Raw genomic sequence first — 17,229 nt, forward strand, 5'->3', positions numbered from 1 at the left:
TGGCACACAGACGGGAGCAGGTGAGAAAAAAGTTTCTCACCCCCTGAATTAAGAGTGTGCCTGTGGCACACAGATGGGAGCAGGTGAGAAAAAAGTTTCTCACCCCCTGAATTAAGAGTGTGCCCATGGCACACAGACGGGAGGGGATTATGAATTTTCCATGTCAGTTCATCAGTGCCGGGGAGGACTTCGCTGATTTTAATCATCAGGTGCCGGCACCCTATATAAGAAAAGAATTCATGCTTAGTGACATCCCGGAATCGGCGGAGCTGCTGATCACAGGGCTGGGATTTTACCGTGTGTTCATTAACGGTACGGAGCTTACCAAATGTATTCTTGCCCCATATATCAGTAATCCGGATGATATCATTTATTATGACCGCTATGACGCCCTGCCGTACTTAACCGAGGGAAGCAATGTAATCGGGATAATACTTGGCAACGGCATGCAGAATGCCTATGGCGGTTTCGTATGGGCTTTTGACAAGGCCCGGTGGAGAGGCGCGCCTATGACGGCCCTGCGTTTGGATATCCTGCTAAATGACGGAGCTCACATTATAGTGGAAAGCGACACCACCTTCCGCACCCATCCCTCGCCTTTGCTGGAGGATGAGCTTCGGTGCGGAGAATGCTATGATGCAAGACTTGGCATCGATAACTGGTGCTCCCCGGCTTGTTCCTCTGTTGAGGATGGGCCAGCTTCTGCCTTCCGGGAAGAAGATTGGAAGCCGGTGATAAGGGTGACGCCGCCGCGTGGGGAAATGAGATTGTGCAAGGCATCACCGATCAAAGTCTATGAGCGCCGGAGGGCCGTTTCCATAATCCCTTATGGGGACGGGTATCTTTATGACTTCGGCGTGGATGCCGCCGGGATATGTGAACTGAGAATTATGGGAACGCCGGGACAGGAAATACGGATATCCTATGCAGAGTGGTACCATGACGGGATTCTGGAGAAGAAAAACCTGATGTTCCCGGAATACGATTTTCCCTATACCGACAGGGTGCAGGACAGCTGCTATATATGCCGCGGGGGCGGGGAGGAGACCTACATGCCCTCCTTCACATATTATGGATTCCGTTATGCATACGTGAGAGGGATTAAGGAAGAACAAGCCGTTCCGGAGCTTCTGACGTATCATATCTGCGGAGGGGCGTTTGAGGAAAACGGCAGCTTTTCCTGCTCCGATGAAACCGCCAATCAGCTGCAGGCCATGACAAGAAGAGCGACTCTTTCCAATTTTTTGTGGTTTCCCACGGACTGTCCGCATCGGGAAAAGAACGGCTGGACCGGGGATGCGGCGCTTTCAGCGGAGCATATGCTGTTGAACCTTTCCGTAGAGGACTCCCTGCGTGAGTGGCTGCGTAATGTGGAAGCTGCGCAGGCTCCTGACGGCGGGCTGCCCGGTATTGTCCCCACAGGGGGCTGGGGCTTTGGAAACGGACCTGCATGGGATCAGGTTATTGTGGAAATCCCCTTCTGCTTGTTTAAGCTGCGGGGAGATTTGGATACGGCAAGGGAAGCCGCACCCTACATTTTCAGGTATCTGTTTTTCCTTTCCGGCAGCAGAAACAAAAGAGGACTGGTAGATACGGGCCTGGGCGACTGGTGTGAGACGGGAAAGAGCGGAGGCGGCCATAAGGCGCCTATAGAGGTAACGGATACTGCCATAAGCGTACATTTGCTGGAGGAAGCGGGGCTGCTTTTCCGAAAGCTGGGCATGGAGTCAGAGGCCCGTTATGCCAGGAAGCTTAGGGAAGATCTGAAAAAAGCATTCCGGAAATATCTGATTGATTTTTCCACGATGACAGTAGCGGGAAGCTGTGAAGCCTCACAGTCCATGGCAATATATTACGGTCTGTTTAAAAAGCCGGAAAGGCCGGCGGCCTTTAAGCGGCTGTTGGAAATCATTCATCAAAACGGTGATCATATGAACGCGGGTGCTTTGGGAATGAGAGTCCTTTTCCATGTCCTGTCCGAGTACGGCCAGGCGGATCTGGCGTATGAAATGATTACGAGAAAGGATTATCCCTCCTATGGAAACTGGATTGCCAGAGGGGCAACCTCTCTTTGGGAGGATTTCCTGCCGCCGGAAGCGGATGCCCATTCCAGGAACCACCATTTCTTTGGGGATATAAGCAGCTGGTTTATTCAGGCGGTTGCAGGAATCGTTCCCAATCCATATATGGAGGATGCGGATTACTGTCTGGTGAAGCCTCATTTTATCAGGGCGCTTGCTTATGCGCAAGGCTCCTGTCGGCTGCCTTCGGGTTGGATTTCAGCACACTGGTCCCGGCTTGAGGACTGCAGGGAAGGGGAGGAGGTTATCAGACTGGAAATTACAGTGGAAAATGGACTGAGAGGCAGGATCCTTTTGCCTGCAGGATGGGAATTTGAGGATGGATTTTGTGAAAAGCCAATGAAAACGGGGACATATTTGTGCATCAGCCGGCTGTAACGGGCCGTCTTCCTGCCGCTTTACAAAAATGGAAAGCGGGGCATATAATCACATTATGCTTAAGAGCACGGCCGGAAATAAAAGCGGGATAACCGGATGCGTCTATAGGAAGAGCGATATTGTCTGACTTATACAGCAGGCTGATTTCACAAAACTAATGAGGGTGGTTGCATGGATAAAATAAGAAAGCGCTTTGAAAAGATCAATTATTACACGTTGCTGAAATATTTTTTGTCCTATTTTTTTCTGCTCAGTTTTCTTCTGCTGTGTTTTTTTATTGCATTCCGGAAACAGCTGCGGACGGCGTATTCCACAGCAAGGGACAACAGTATTCAGGAAAAGCTTGTTCTGTTCCAGCAGAGCTTTAATAATGATCTCGACCACGTTTTTAATATCCATTATAACCTGTGCAATAACACGAATCTGAAAATGCTGAGGCATTCCTTTGATTCTTCCTGGTACAGTTCCCTGGGAATTACAGATATGCGTGAGTTTGCCAGTGCGAATCCGCTGGTATCGGATATTATTTATATCCAGAAAAACGGAGGAAAAGTCCTTGCCTGCAAAAATTATATTTACAAATCCAATGATGAATACTATTTTTCAATCAATCATAAGGCACTGAAAATCCCGGTGGGTAAGTATGGCCACGATAATAAAAATACCATGGTCTATATCAAAAACCAGGAGCTGTCCCTGCTGCTGCTATTTCCCAATGTGGCAAGCAGTAAATACGAGCTGTTTTATGTAATTGACTCCGACGAGATCATTGCCAGGCTTAACAATATGCTGTCAGAGGAAATTTCGGGTGTGTATCTGACGGATTCTGAAAATAACATTATTTCAGCATCAGGTGATTACAGCGTGCCGCCGGTTTACAGGCTGACGGACTCCTACGGACTTCAGAAAAACGATGAAGGGGATGAAATCATCTATACCGTTCCGCTGCATACCAATCTGTTTTTAACGGTATGTTTTTCCAAGGATGTGCTGCTTCAGTATGCCAGCAAGGCATTTATTAATATGTATATGGTTTTTGCAGCTATCGGCTGTACTGGTTTTGTGCTGATTCTGTTTGGCATGAGACTTACCTATTCGCCGCTGCACCGGTTGAGTAAAAAGTTTGCAGACAGGGCAGGCGATAATAAGGGCCTGGAATCCCAGCTGGATTTTGCCCTGTCTTCGGCGCTTCAGGAGCAGAGGAAGCTACAGGAAAAGATAGAGAAGTACCACAGTATAATGAAGGAGTCGGTTCTTGATACAATTGTTAATGAAAATGGGGAAGAGATTACGGCGGAGAATATGGACAGACTTTTTAACGGAGAGCCGGGCAGTCTGATGTTTGTGATTAAAATATCCGCTCCGGCGGATGGGGAAGGAATGGCGTGGGTAACCAAAAGTTTCCGGGATTTCTTCCTTGGAACCTTTCCAAATAATGATTCCTTCTGCATACGGCTGGAAATCACGCCGAAATACTGCTCCTATCTGATCTATTACGGAGGCCAGGACCAGGATAAATATAATGTAATAAAGTATCTGCTGCATGATTTTTATAAGGAATACGGCTGCAGGATAGCATTGAGCAACGGCTCGTCCTCCCCTCTGGATATTCCCAATCTGTACGCGAATGCAATGCAGGCAGGAAATTACTGGGATTCCCATCCGATAGCATTTTATGATGAGATGGACATTCCTAAGGACAGCGCTTATACCTATCCTTATCAGGAGCTGAGCAGCTTTGCTTCCCTTTTGCAGCAGCTGAAATTTGAGGAGGCGAAAAAAGCCATCCGCAGCTTTTTCCAGACGCTGGATCAGACGGATTTTCCCGCCTTTTATTCCAGGAGTGTGCTGACAGAGGTGCTGACCACGATCATAACCAATATGAACCAGCAAAACATTAAATTCAGCGCTTACAACAACATATACTTCGAAACGCTTTATTTTATCAGAAGCTTTTCCTATGAACAGAAGAGCAATGACATATATGATCACTTTATTATGCTGCTTTCCCTGTTTGAGGATGAACTGTCTAATCTCACAATAAAAAGCGGGGAGCTGCAGGATTTCATAAATCAATCCTACACATCAAAGGATCTGACGATTGCAATGCTGGCTGAAAAGTTTCATGTGAGCATTGCCTATATGAGTTATTTGTTTAAAAAGTATTTTAATGAATATTTTTCGGATTATCTTTGGAAGCTGCGTGTGGCAAAGGCGAAGGAGCTGCTGCGGGGCACATCAAAGCCGATGGAGGAAATCTGTATTGCTGTGGGGTATGAGAATGTTTCCAGCTTCCGGAGAAAATTTAAAAAGGAGCTGGGAATTACCCCTTCCCAGTACAGAAATGGTACGGAGCCGGTAACAGAGAAAAGCCGGGGTGAAAGTCAGTAAATTATGAAACGTCTTTCAAATTTTCTTTAAACTATTTAGTAATGCATTTGGGAGTAAAAATATGGTAGAATTAGCTGAAGAGTGGCGCAGTATAGTCAAAGGGGCGGTACAGCGCGGCGAGGTGGGGGGCGTAAGCCTGCTTTTTATAAAGGATGGAAAGGAAATCTGCTGGCTTGGCGAGGGGTATGCCGATAGGGAAAATAAAAGGGAAATCAAAAGAGATACCATTTTCCGGCTGTATTCCATGACAAAGCCGGTTACGGCTGTGGCTGCCATGATACTTGCAGAGGACGGAGCTTTTGATCTGAAGCAGCCTGTGGGGGATTTCCTGCCTGCATTCCGGGATTCTCAGGTCTGGTGCGGCGATCATAGGGAACCGGCCGACAGGCCGATCCTGATAGAGGATCTTCTGATGATGACCTCCGGGTTAACCTATGGCGACAATGACACGGTTCCGGAGCTGGCGGCCAGGAAGCTATTGAGCGAGGTGGAGGAAGGCCTGAAGGACGAAAGGCCCATGACCACCCTGGAATTTGCGGAGCGCGCCGGCAGGATCCCGCTGCTGTTCCAGCCCGGGGCCTCCTGGAAATATGGGATTTCCGCGGATATTCTGGGAGCGGTCATTGAAAAGGCGGCGCATAAGACCTTCGGCGAGTTTCTGGAGGAACGGATTTTCACCCCTCTGGGAATGAAGGATACGGGCTTTTATGTTCCGGAGGAAAAGAGGGACCGGCTGGCAAAGGCCTATATAAGAGATGAGGAAAACAGGCTTGTGCAGTATGAAGGCAGTTTCCTTGGAATACGTAATCGTATGGACAGAAAGGCCGTCTATGAATCCGGCGGCGCCGGCCTGGTATCCACCATAGAAGATTATTCCGTATTTGCGCGGATGCTTCTGGATCGGGGAAGTTTCGGCAAAACCAGGATTCTGAATCCGGAAGCGGTGGATCGTATGCTGAATGCCGGATTGAACGACAGACAGCAGGCGGCCTTTGATGGCTGGTTTGGGCAGAAGGGCTATCGTTACGGATGCCTGATGCGCGTACTGCAGGATCCGGCGGCGGCTGTTTCACCCGGGCTGAAGGGGGAATACTGCTGGGACGGCTGGCTTGGCTGCAGCTTTTTTAACTATCCCCGGGAGAATATGACCCTGCTGGTGATGCAGCAGCAGTTAAACGGAGGGGATGTAGTTACCGGCGTAAAGAAAGCGCTTGTACGCCGGATGGAAGGAAGGGAAAGGGGACAGGAGGGCTGAAGAGCCGCGCCTGTTTATTAAAGGAGGAGAAAAGCTATGTTTTTCAATGAGGAGAAATTCAGACAGCGCGCCGCAGAGCTGGAAGGCCGCAGATGGGCGCAGAAGAGCAGTGTGGAATGGTTCTACACAAAGGAGGGCGGACTTGGTGCGGATGAGGTATACACCAGCTGCCCGGAAGCCTTTGAAGGCGATAAAATCAGGCTGGGAGAGGAATTTGTAGGCCGGGACCGTTATATCTGGCTGCAGAGGGCGGTTGCCATACCCGCTTTGGAGCCTGGCTGTAAGGTTATGGGATATTTTAATTTCGGAAGAACGGGAGGCGGCGGAAACAGCGGTTTTGAGTCTCTCCTGTACATAAACGGCCATCCTTATCAGGGGGTGGATACGAACCACAGGGAAGTGGTGCTCACTCCTTTTGCGGGCCAGACGGTCCTGATGACGTTCCTGGTGTGGTCAGGCCTGGAGGGCGGCGGCCCTGTACGACTTCAGTATCACAGGATTGCGGAGGCGCAAATCGGTTGTCTGGATGAAAAACTGGATGAGCTTTATTACCTGTTGTCCGCAGCGGCCGAAAGCCTGGCCTATCTGCCGGAGGACAGCACGGATCGGACGGAGCTTGTGAAAGCGCTTGACAGAACGCTTTCCATTCTGGACTGGGATGCGGACAGGCTGCCGGAAACCGGAAAGGAAGCTCTTGCATTTTTCAGCGCAGCGCTGGATGGAATGTCCAAAAACAGCGCGGTAACGGTTTATGCCACGGGCCATACCCATATTGACGTATCATGGCTGTGGCGGCTGAAGCACACCCGTGAAAAAGCCCAGCGCTCCTTTGCCACAGTGCTTCGGCTGATGGAGGAATACCCGGAATATCATTTCCTGCAGACCCAGCCCCAATTATATAAATTTCTGAAAAAAGACAGTCCTGAAATTTACGAAGGAATCAAACAGCGAGTGCAGGAAGGACGCTGGGAGGCGGATGGCGGCATGTGGCTGGAGGCGGACTGTAATGTGACCTCCGGCGAGAGCCTTGCGCGCCAATTTTTATATGGTATCCGTTTTATTGAGGAGGAGTTCGGGAAAAAATGCCGGTTCCTCTGGCTGCCGGATGTGTTCGGCTACAGCTGGGCGCTGCCTCAGATCATGAAGCTTTGCGGCCTGGATACCTTTATGACCACGAAAATCAGCTGGAACCAGTTCAACACCGTTCCCAACGACCTGTTCCGCTGGCGCGGCATTGACGGGACGGAAATGCTGACCTATTTCATCGATGTGCCCGCTCCCGGCATGTCGGTAACGGGGAGAGGTTCTACCTATAACGGGGAGATTACGCCGGAAACGATTATGGGAACCTGGCGGAAGTTCAGGAATAAGGAATTAAGCCACGAAGTGCTGATTTCCTACGGACACGGGGACGGAGGCGGCGGCACCACCAGGGGCATGATTGAAAACATCCGGGCCATTAACCGTATTCCCGGCATGCCTCGGATCAAAACGGCCAACGCCCAGGAATTTTTTGAAAAAATCCATGAGAATGTGGAAAATACGGATCGTTATGTACCCCTTTGGGACGGAGAGCTTTACCTGGAATATCACCGGGGGACCTATACCTCCCAGGCGAGGAACAAACGTAACAACCGCAAGCTGGAAAACGCCCTGGGTCAGCTGGAATGGCTGTCTGTGCTTTCCCGCCTGGCGGGCGGAGCTTACCCGGCGCAGCGGATTCATGACTGCTGGGAAACCGTCCTGCGGGATCAGTTCCATGATATCATTCCCGGTTCTTCCATCCATGAGGTTTATGAGGATACCCGGAAGGAATATGAAGCGCTGTGGCGCGAAGTGGACGCTATGGAAAAGGAAGCGTTTGAAGCCTTATGCGAAGATGGGGATGGCAGCGGCCATGGCAGTTACAGCCATGAAAGCAGTCGCAATAATGGCAGTTACAGCCATAACAGCTATAGCTTGCTGCGGTTTGCGGACACCGATTGTGGGGAAGCGGTGCTGATACCGGAAAGCAGGGACGGCTCCTTCACGGACGAGGAGGGAAAATGCCTGCCGGCCCAGAAGGTTTCCGATGGCTGGCTGGTGGAGGCCGGGGTGAAGCCGCTTGGTCTTACTGAGGTTCATTTTACGGAAGAAAAGCAGCCGGAAACGGACAGCCCCTTTGCCCTGGATTTGGAAGGCCGCTGCCTGGATACCCCTTTTTACAGCATTAAGTGGGATGAGAGCGGCGCGTTTACCAGCCTGTGGGATAAGGAAAATGGGAGACAGGTTTTAAAGGGCAGGGGAAATGTGCTTCGTATTTACGAAGATAAGCCCATGAATTATGACGCCTGGGACATTGATATTTTCTATGGACAAAAATTCGAGGATATTCCGGCCTGCGAGATCCGCTGTACGGAGGATGGGCCGCTGCGCATGAAAATCAGTTTTGTTTACCGTTACCGCGCTTCATTGATCGAGCAGGAGCTTATGGTATATTCCGGCAACAGACGGATTGATTTTGCAACCAAGGCCGACTGGCATGAGGATCACCGGCTGTTAAAAACATTATTTGAGGTGGACATCCGCTCCACAAAGGCTTCCTATGATATCCAGTTCGGCTTTGTGGAACGTCCTACGCACTGGAATACCAGCTGGGATTGGGCAAGATTTGAGGTATGCGGCCATAAATGGGCGGATCTGTCGGAAGCGGATTACGGCGTCAGCCTGCTCAACGACTGCAAGTACGGCTATGGAATCCGGGACAACGTCATGGGCCTTTCTCTGCTGAAGAGCGCAAAATCCCCGGATACGGAGGCGGATATGGGCGAGCATTTCTTCACCTATGCGCTGCTGCCTCATAAAGGCAGTCTGGGAAAGGAGACTTTCACCCAGGGCATTCTGCTCAACCAGCCCGCATTGTGTGTTCCGGGAGCTATGAAAAAACAGGCGGGGCAGTTCCTTAAGAAAGACTGCGACACCGTGCTTATCGACGCCGTCAAGCTGGCGGAGGACGGGGATGGCTATGTGGTTCACATGCATGAATGTGCCGGCGGCAGGGCGCATGTGGAGCTGACCTCCGATTATTCCGTGAAAGCGTATGCAGCCTGCAATCTGCTGGAGGAATATGAGGAAAAAACGGACGGCAGTGCAATCTGCGCTGACTTCGGGCCGTTTGAGATCAAGTGCTTCAGAATCTGGATGTGAACGGGCTTAAGAAAGTGAATGCAGAAGCGTATCAGCTGATGCTTTGATAAAGGCAGTAAGCTATCAGGGAAATCAAAGACCCTGCTGCAGGCAATGGGGTCTTTGACCTCCCGGCAGTCGCCAGATGTCCATGCCGGGCATGGCTGCGTGGCTCGTTGCTTACGGGAATAAATTGAGCGGGCAGCGTCGGTGGATACCGGCGTGCCCGCTCAAAAGTTATGTATGTGTTTTTATTTCCCGTCCTGCACTGAGAAACCCTTCCAAAAGCAGATTCCTGCGGAAATTATCAGCAGTACGGTCATCAGACTGTCAACAAATTTCGTAGAGCTGTCCAGCGGCTGCCGGAGAAAGTAAGCCACGCTGGAATTAATCCCCCACATCATCGGGATAATGATCAGAAGCACGATTCCGGCCGCCCGGATTTTCCGGCTGGATATTTTTACAAAGGATGCATAAATACACCAGATACCAATAAGGGAAATCAGGGAAATGACAGCGCCCATACGAAACAGCATCGGCGCCTCCACAAGTCGGCTCAGTATGAACAGATAAGGAAAAACCGCAACGCTCAGCAGGGCGAGAAATTTAACAATAATCCTGCCGCGGGCTTTCAACAGCGGCAGCAGCAGAAGCCAGCTGAACAAAAGCGAAGCTAATACGATAAGGGACCAGTTCAGGCGTCCTGCAATGCAGAAATCGCAGATCATGCATATCACCGCAGTCAGTATGATTGCCGAGGATAATAAGGAAAAAGCAATATTTTTTACCCGTTCAAGCTTCTGGGTAGTGCTTTTGCTGGAATAGAGCAGCGTTTCCTCCACGATGGCATCCTTTGTTTTTTCCGGCTGTACTCCCTTTTCCCCATTTAATAATTCGCTGGTGGTTACGCTCAGGGCCTGCGCCAGCGGAACCAGAAGTGAAATATCAGGGCAGCTGATTCCCCGCTCCCATTTGGAGACTGCCTTATCCGTTATTTTCAGTTTCTCCGCAAGATCCTTTTGTGTCAGTTTTTGCGACTTTCTCATATCACATATGAACTTCCCCATTTTTTCATTATTCATTTCAGCGTGTGCCCTTTCTGTTGTACCGACATACCTTTGCTTACAGGATAATATATCTGAAGGCTGAAAGAAACCGATTTACAGGCGAATCTGCAATTCTACCGTTGGTTTAGCTGGAAAATAATCCGGTAAAGGGCGGAATAACGCAGAAAAATGCATCCGGCAGCAGCCCGGGCAGCCAGGATCTTCAGAATAAATTCAGTATACCAGATTTTTTGGAAAACGAACAGTTACAACGAATATACTAATTCGTTTGCACAGGGAAAATGGCCGTGCTATTCTAAAGGAAAGTGTGTTTGACATTTACAGGAGGATTCAAATATGGCAAGGACTGAAAATATAGAGCTGACGGTTATCTGTCTGATATACCGGGAAAACAGGATTTTACTGCAGAACCGGGTCAAAGAGGACTGGAAGGGCTATACGCTGCCGGGAGGCCATGTGGAGGAAGGGGAATCCATTGTGGATGCTGTTATCCGTGAAATGAAGGAGGAGACAGGGCTTACCGTCCTGCGGCCACAGCTGTGCGGCGTGAAGCAGTTTCCCATAGATAACGGCCGTTATCTGGTATTTCTGTTTAAAACGGATCAATTTGAGGGAGAGGTCGTTTCTTCCGAAGAAGGGAATATGGAATGGGTGGACAGGGAAAAGCTGGCCGCCTGTCAAACGGTGGAGGATTTTGACCAGCTGCTAAATGTGATGGAGGATGATAAGCTGATGGAATTTCAATACATTGTGGACGGGGAAGACTGGAAGGTGAGAATACGGTAGCTTCGCCCGGGAAAAAAGAGCAGGCCCCGGAGTCCGGGAAGGAAGAACGGAAAATTTTGCGCTGCCTGCAGGATATAAAAAAACTGGCATGGAAGAAAGGAAGAAAATATGAGGACGCCGGAAGAATTTATGGATTTGGTTTTAACATTTGCCCGGGAAAACGAGCATATCCGCATGGTGGGCATGGAAGGTTCAAGGGTGAACAAAAATATCCCCGTTGATTCCTTTCAGGACTTTGACATTACATATTTTGTGGACGATATCGGTGCATTTACAGAAAATGACGGCTGGCTTTCTTTTTTCGGGGATATCGTCATGATGCAGAAGCCGGAGGATATGGAGCTTTTTCCGGCAGAGGAGGAAGGTTATTCCTATCTGATTCTGTTTGACGATTATAATAAAATGGATCTGACGCTGCTGGAGACGAAGCAAATTCATGATTATCTGCAGGGGGACGGGCTTCGGACCATCCTGCTTGATAAGGATGGCAGGGTGCCTGAAAAAATAGTTCCCTCCGATCGGGAGTACTGGCTGAAAAAACCAGGCCCGCGCAGCTTTGACGATTGCTGCAATGAGTTCTGGAACCTGACAATTTATGTTACCAAGGGTCTGTGCCGGGGAGAAATTTTATACGCCATTGACCATCTGCATCTGTTGCGGAATGAACTGCTGCGAATGCTTTCCTGGAAGGTGGGCATGGAATATGGTTTTGGTTTCAGCGTGGGAAAGAATTATAAATTTATCAGCCGGTATCTGGCGGAGGAAACATGGGACATGCTGATGAGCACTTACAGAGAGGATTCCTATGAAAATATATGGAAGGCTCTGTTCACCTGCCATGCTTTGTTCCGGAAAACGGCGCTGGAATGTGCGGCAGTGTGGGGGTATTCCTATCCGGAGTATGACAGGAATGTGAGCAGGTATGTGGATAAGCTTTATGGAATCTATGGGAATGGGAAAGAGGAAGCAAAATAAGCGGGTATTTTTGAAGGCCCGGAAAAGACAGCAGGCGTGCGGAGCATGCGGACAGGAGTTAAAATGGATTATCAATTCATAACGGACAGGCTTACAGAGGAAAGCCGGAAAATATTTGGGGAGAATCTGACAGGAGTGTATCTGCACGGCTCCCTTGCTATGGGATGCTTTAATCCGGATAAGAGCGATATTGATCTGATTATCGTAACGGAGGAAGCGCCGACAGAAGAACAGAAGCTACAGCTTATGGAACAGACGGTCAGGCTGAATGAGCTGGCGCCGGAAAAAGGGATTGAAATGAGCGTAGTGAAACGCAGCTGCTGTGAAAAGGTGGTGCATCCGATTCCCTTTGAACTGCATTTTTCTCCCATGCATTTAAAATGGTTTCAGGAGAATCCCGGGGATTATGTGCGGAATATGAAGGGGACAGATCCGGATCTGGCCGGGCATTTCATGATTATCCGCCATTATGGAATATGCCTGTGGGGAGCGGCTGTTTCGGAGGTTTTCGGTGAGGTGCCAAGGGAGATGTATTTCGAGAGCATCATGAATGATATTGCATCCGCCAGAGAGGACATCCGTGAAAATCCGATTTATGTAATCCTCAATCTGTGCCGTGTGCTGGGGTATGCGGAGGAAGGATTGGTCCTCTCCAAGAAAGCTGGAGGGGAATGGGGAGTAAGGAATGTGGATGAAAAATATACCGGCCTGATTCTGGAAGCCCTGGAATGCTATTCCGGGGAGAAAAATATGTGGATAGAGGAGAATGCCGCGGGGGAATTCTGTGGATATATGTTGGGGAGGATTGTTTGCTCTATAGTTTAGAGGATGTTTTAAGGTATGCGATGTATTGAATTTGATTCAGACAGATGAGAGTGAGCGTGTAGTAGAACGTCCGGAAACACCACTGTTCGATAACAAAGCCTTTAGAGAGGCAATCATAAATGCCATTTTGCATAATCTTTGGATAAGTGGAAATGAGCCAATGATTTCTGTATTCTCAGATAGGATTGAAATCTTATCAAGAGGAACATTGGCGCCGGCACAGACTATGGAAGGCTTTTTCTTAGGGGAATCGATTCCTGTAAATAAAAAGTTATCAGAAATCTTTCTGCAGCTTCATATTAGTGAAAAATCAGGTCGTGGTGTGCCTGAGATTATTGAAACATACGGAAAGGGAGCATTTACTTTTAGAGAAAACTCGATTGTTGTTACAATCCCGCTTCAGCGAATAAAAAAAGCTGGGAATAAGGTTGGGAAAAAAGTTGGGGATAAAAAAGGATTAAATTCAAGAAGACAAAGAATCGTAACAGAAATGAGAGATAATCCGAATATTACTACCAATGAATTGCATCACATACTGGGGATTAGTGAAACAGCGGTGGAAAATAATCTCACATTCTTGAAGAAAAATGGATATGTAGAAAGAGTTGGTTCTAAAAAGACTGGTTATTGGAAAGTGATTGAGTAAGCGTTTATAACGGAGAATTATAATGGCTCTGCCAAAATCAAACTGTGCCTTTCGGGAATCTTTTTCACAGCCGCAACACATTGTGAGAACTGTATGAAGCTGAATCGAAGTGGAAAATAGAAGAGGAGGAGTTCTTTTATGGAACCATCAAAAAGTGATTGGAGGCTTTATAGGGAAAAAGTTTCCGGCTGGCAGGAAAATTATATGGAAAGGCTTATTAAGGATTATATCACTTATTTAAGCAGTGATGAGCGTGCCTCAACAAAGTTTTGGGAAATGGAAAAGCGTATCAAAGCGGATAAGAAAACTCCGGGTGTATGTATAGAACTTAATAAAGGGAATATGATGTTTGATTTGGTCCGTTTTTTACAGGACGGAGTGATTATTTTTGATGATTTGGACGAATTTTCAGATGAACTAAGAGAAAATGTAAGGTTGTTATGGGAAAGGTTTAAATAAATCCATAGCCATTCATGGTTATAGTAATTTTTAAGCAGATGAAAATCTGCTTATTTGTCGTTATTTAAAGCAATTACAACTGAACAAACGGCATATTGAGATTTTTTACTTACATGTTTCAGAGAATTTAATTCGAACTCTTAAACTTTGTTAAATGTTTCCTTTTTACTGAAGGTATCTAAATGATTTTGGTTCAGTTATCTGAAAAGTTATGTGTGTATATTCTGAAATAAGAAAAAAGCAAGAACACCTTGCAGAAGAATATTTTATTAAGTATAATCAAATTAAAATAAGAATAAATAAATATAAACAAATATAAATAAGAAAACGTTATATGAATACATCATAAGACATTCCATAAATCATAAGGAGAACCAACGCCATGTTCATGGAGGAAAGACAAAAAGACATCTTAAAAAGAATAAATGCAACCGGGAGAATCCAGGTTGCACAGATCCAGGAATTATACAATATATCTGCCGACTGTGCCAGAAGGGATCTTCGTTTTCTGGAGAGCCGTGGGCTTCTCCAGAGGACACATGGCGGGGCGATAGCCGCACAACCCAAAGGAATCATGCCGGAGGAAACTTATAACCCGGAGGATTTAACTGAGGTGAAGGCAGATTATCTGGCTGTTGCACGAAAAGCACTGGAACACATTAAAGATAATGATGTGATCTATATTACAACCTCCTCCGTAGGTTATTACATGGCGCTGCATATTCCCGGTAATCTGCAGATTACAATACTGACTAATTCTGTTACAATTGCCCAGGTACTGCGGAAGAAGGAGAATATTTCAGTCATTCTTTTGGGTGGAGAAATGTCCCACCGGGGTCACTGCCATGATTACTATACGGTGCAGATGGTCAGAAATATACGCATAGACAGGGCATTCCTGTCACATGACGCATTTTCTCTGGAATTTGGTGCATCCATACATAATAGCGCCGGCGTTGAATTTGGCAGGGCGGTAATGGAGAGCAGTTCTATGAACATTGGATTGTACCCCTCAGCGAAAATAGGAAAAAATGCGGTTCATTCCGTATGTTCAGCGGAAGATTACGATTTGCTGATAACGGATACAGGAATAGCAGAAGATTTTTTGCAGCAGGCGAAGGAAAAGGGAATTGCCATCGAACTTGCAGATTTACATTGATATATTCAGGTTGGAAAGATAGGTGAAGATGTCAAAATATGCTCCATGTTTCCTTTTTATATGTTTTAAATATGGTGAGGAGAGAATATGTATTGTATTTTAGTGACAGGCATCCCGGCGTCAGGCAAGAGCACCATGGCGGAGTTCCTGGCGGAAAGACTCCGGCTTCCGATGCTCTCAAAGGATAAAATAAAAGAAATCCTGTTCGATGATGTGGGCTTTGCCTCCCGCAGTGAGAAAGTAGCTTTGGGGATCTCCGCCATGAACATCCTGTATTATACCGCCCGGCAGCTGATGAAATGCGGCCGGCCGTTTATCCTGGAAAATAATTTTGAGAATATTTCCCGGGAGGGTATTCTGTTCTTATTGCAAAAATATTCCTATCATGCAGTCACGGTGGTTCTGACCGGAAATTACGAGATTATTTATCAGCGTTTCCTGGCAAGAAATGAAAGCCCCGACAGACACCGCGGCCATGTAGTCAATGACTGCTATCCGGAAAAAGAAGGGAAATCCTGTCCTGCGCCAGTCCTGTCGTATGAAAATTTCTGTGATGGAATCAGGGAGCGTGGAATGGACAGCTTTTGTGCAGACGGTCCCCGTATTGTTGTGGATACCACTGATTTTTCACTTGTAGACCGGGAGGCTATCCTGGAGGAAATTATAGAATATGGAAAGGAGTTTTCCCATGATTGACGCCCATGTACATTTGGAAAAAGGGCCTTACACAAGGGAATGGCTTCAGGAGTTCATTTTCTATGCCCAGGAGAGAGGAATTCGGGAAATTTACTTCCTGGAGCATACCCATATTTTCAGGGAATGCAGTAAGCAAAAGAGTGAACTGGGAAATAAGAAATCACAGGATAAAAGACCGCAGCGGTTATCTGGTACACGGGGAAGTAATTGAAACGATGAAGGTTGTGCTGAGGTTTGGATATTCCGTTATAGTGACATATATTATTGAATGGGAAGTTTTAGAAGACTATCTGTTACCATTGAAAAAGTCAGGGCTGCAGCCTGTTTTTAGAATTCTGCTTCCGGAGAGAAAGATCTGTATTGATCGGGATATTTCACGGAAGGGGTGGACTGCCGGACCAGAATTTATCGATAAATGGTATGAACAGCAGGCATGGCTTGGTGCAAAAATGCCAGGAAGTATCATAGATAGTTCAAATGAATCCCTGGAAGAGACTGTGGACAGGCATTTTCCCATACTGATATGATCTATTTGTTAAAAGAAATATCCACAAGAATCAGAAGGAGAATCTATGGATTTCAGATATACATTGCAGGAACTGGCTTTCACATATAAGGATACGGAGGAGTGGGACAGACAGATGCGGCTGCTGTCCCTCAATCCGATCCTGTATCTGGAGGAATATAAAACGCTCCCTGAAGATATTTACCTGTGGAAACAGGATGAGGAGCTGCATCCGGCGGCAGATGGGATTATCCGGCTGCAGACAGAAGGAACACCAGAAAAAGCCCATTGTCAGGAAAAAGCGTATTACCCGAATAATGCATATTGTGTTGGCATCGGCACCTATAAAACATCGGAGGATGGCGAGATATATCTATGTGTCCTGCTGAATTCGGAAAGCAGAACAGTAGATGCCTATTCCTTTGGTGTATACCGTTCTCCTGAGCTTGTAGGAAAAGCCCTGGAGAATTTTTTCTGCTTAAGAGAGGGAAACACCTGCGAAATCTCACTCCTGTCCAGCAGAAATGCTATTTTCCAGTCCGAAACATACGCCGGGATACTGGCCGCCTATCCGGTCAGGGCGAGAATGACGGAAAAGGGAAGCCATGGCCAGGCAGCCGTGGTAAGCACCTATTTTTCACAACTGATGAGAAGAAAGGGAAAGCAGAGTTTTTCCGGCTGGCAGGATGCCATTGACTGGCTGACCGCGGACATTCTCAAATATAATCTCAGCCGTACATCACGGTAAAAACAGAATATATTCATAATAAATTTAAAATATAGACAGAACAAAACCAGAATAAAGCCATAACAAGTCTAGATATCAGGATTGTAAAGAATA

14 protein-coding genes are annotated in these 17,229 nt (G+C 47.4%); 13 read left to right on the forward strand and 1 reads right to left on the reverse strand.

Annotation, left to right across the window (positions count from 1 at the left end; translation table 11 throughout):
- The first annotated feature begins 149 nt into the window (after window positions 1-149).
- The 4 genes from DXC51_RS14670 to DXC51_RS14685 all read left to right on the forward strand — a co-directional run bounded on the left by DXC51_RS14670 (window position 150) and on the right by DXC51_RS14685 (window position 9,291).
- On the forward strand, window positions 150-2,459 hold the full coding sequence (locus DXC51_RS14670) for a family 78 glycoside hydrolase catalytic domain (RefSeq protein WP_181970110.1): 2,310 nt from the start codon (window positions 150-152) through the stop codon (window positions 2,457-2,459).
- A gap of 171 nt (window positions 2,460-2,630) precedes the next feature.
- Window positions 2,631-4,850, forward strand: coding sequence for a helix-turn-helix domain-containing protein (locus DXC51_RS14675; protein WP_117544824.1), 2,220 nt, complete (start codon window positions 2,631-2,633; stop codon window positions 4,848-4,850).
- Window positions 4,851-4,911: 61 nt separating this feature from the next.
- The gene (locus DXC51_RS14680) at window positions 4,912-6,105 is read left to right on the forward strand and encodes a serine hydrolase domain-containing protein (RefSeq protein ID WP_117544825.1); all 1,194 of its coding nucleotides are present in this window, start codon (window positions 4,912-4,914) and stop codon (window positions 6,103-6,105) included.
- 36 nt (window positions 6,106-6,141) lie between these two features.
- Window positions 6,142-9,291, forward strand: a complete 3,150-nt coding sequence (locus DXC51_RS14685; protein ID WP_117544826.1) for an alpha-mannosidase — start codon at window positions 6,142-6,144, stop codon at window positions 9,289-9,291.
- Between the two features lie 230 nt (window positions 9,292-9,521).
- Here DXC51_RS14685 and DXC51_RS14690 read toward each other — a convergent pair whose 3' ends face one another.
- Window positions 9,522-10,352: a helix-turn-helix domain-containing protein gene (locus DXC51_RS14690; protein ID WP_117544827.1), complete on the reverse strand. Its 831-nt coding sequence runs from the start codon at window positions 10,350-10,352 to the stop codon at window positions 9,522-9,524.
- A gap of 321 nt (window positions 10,353-10,673) precedes the next feature.
- Between DXC51_RS14690 and DXC51_RS14695 the strand changes: the two genes are divergently transcribed.
- From DXC51_RS14695 to DXC51_RS14735, 9 genes are all read left to right on the forward strand, one after another.
- Window positions 10,674-11,123, forward strand: a complete 450-nt coding sequence (locus tag DXC51_RS14695) for an 8-oxo-dGTP diphosphatase (protein ID WP_117544828.1) — start codon at window positions 10,674-10,676, stop codon at window positions 11,121-11,123.
- A 108-nt stretch (window positions 11,124-11,231) separates the two neighbouring features.
- Window positions 11,232-12,098, forward strand: a complete 867-nt coding sequence (gene ant(6), locus DXC51_RS14700) for an aminoglycoside 6-adenylyltransferase (protein ID WP_117544829.1) — start codon at window positions 11,232-11,234, stop codon at window positions 12,096-12,098.
- 63 nt (window positions 12,099-12,161) lie between these two features.
- Window positions 12,162-12,923, forward strand: a complete 762-nt coding sequence (locus tag DXC51_RS14705) for an aminoglycoside adenylyltransferase domain-containing protein (protein ID WP_117544847.1) — start codon at window positions 12,162-12,164, stop codon at window positions 12,921-12,923.
- A gap of 25 nt (window positions 12,924-12,948) precedes the next feature.
- Window positions 12,949-13,569 carry an ATP-binding protein gene (locus DXC51_RS14710; RefSeq protein WP_243003209.1) on the forward strand — a complete coding sequence of 207 codons (621 nt, stop codon included), beginning with the start codon at window positions 12,949-12,951 and terminating at the stop codon, window positions 13,567-13,569.
- Window positions 13,570-13,707: 138 nt separating this feature from the next.
- On the forward strand, window positions 13,708-14,028 hold the full coding sequence (locus DXC51_RS14715) for a hypothetical protein (RefSeq protein ID WP_243003210.1): 321 nt from the start codon (window positions 13,708-13,710) through the stop codon (window positions 14,026-14,028).
- Between the two features lie 382 nt (window positions 14,029-14,410).
- Window positions 14,411-15,187 (forward strand): DeoR/GlpR family DNA-binding transcription regulator, encoded by a 777-nt coding sequence (locus DXC51_RS14720; RefSeq protein ID WP_117544830.1) that lies wholly within the window; start codon window positions 14,411-14,413, stop codon window positions 15,185-15,187.
- 87 nt (window positions 15,188-15,274) lie between these two features.
- Window positions 15,275-15,883, forward strand: a complete 609-nt coding sequence (locus DXC51_RS14725) for a P-loop nucleotide/nucleoside kinase family protein (RefSeq protein WP_117544831.1) — start codon at window positions 15,275-15,277, stop codon at window positions 15,881-15,883.
- 5 nt (window positions 15,884-15,888) lie between these two features.
- Entirely contained in the window at window positions 15,889-16,410 is a 522-nt protein-coding gene (locus tag DXC51_RS14730; protein WP_147332371.1) for a hypothetical protein, read from the forward strand.
- Window positions 16,411-16,455: 45 nt separating this feature from the next.
- Window positions 16,456-17,136, forward strand: a complete 681-nt coding sequence (locus DXC51_RS14735) for a hypothetical protein (protein ID WP_117544833.1) — start codon at window positions 16,456-16,458, stop codon at window positions 17,134-17,136.
- Window positions 17,137-17,229 lie beyond the last annotated feature (93 nt).

The sequence above is a fragment of the Eisenbergiella massiliensis genome (genome assembly GCF_003435485.1).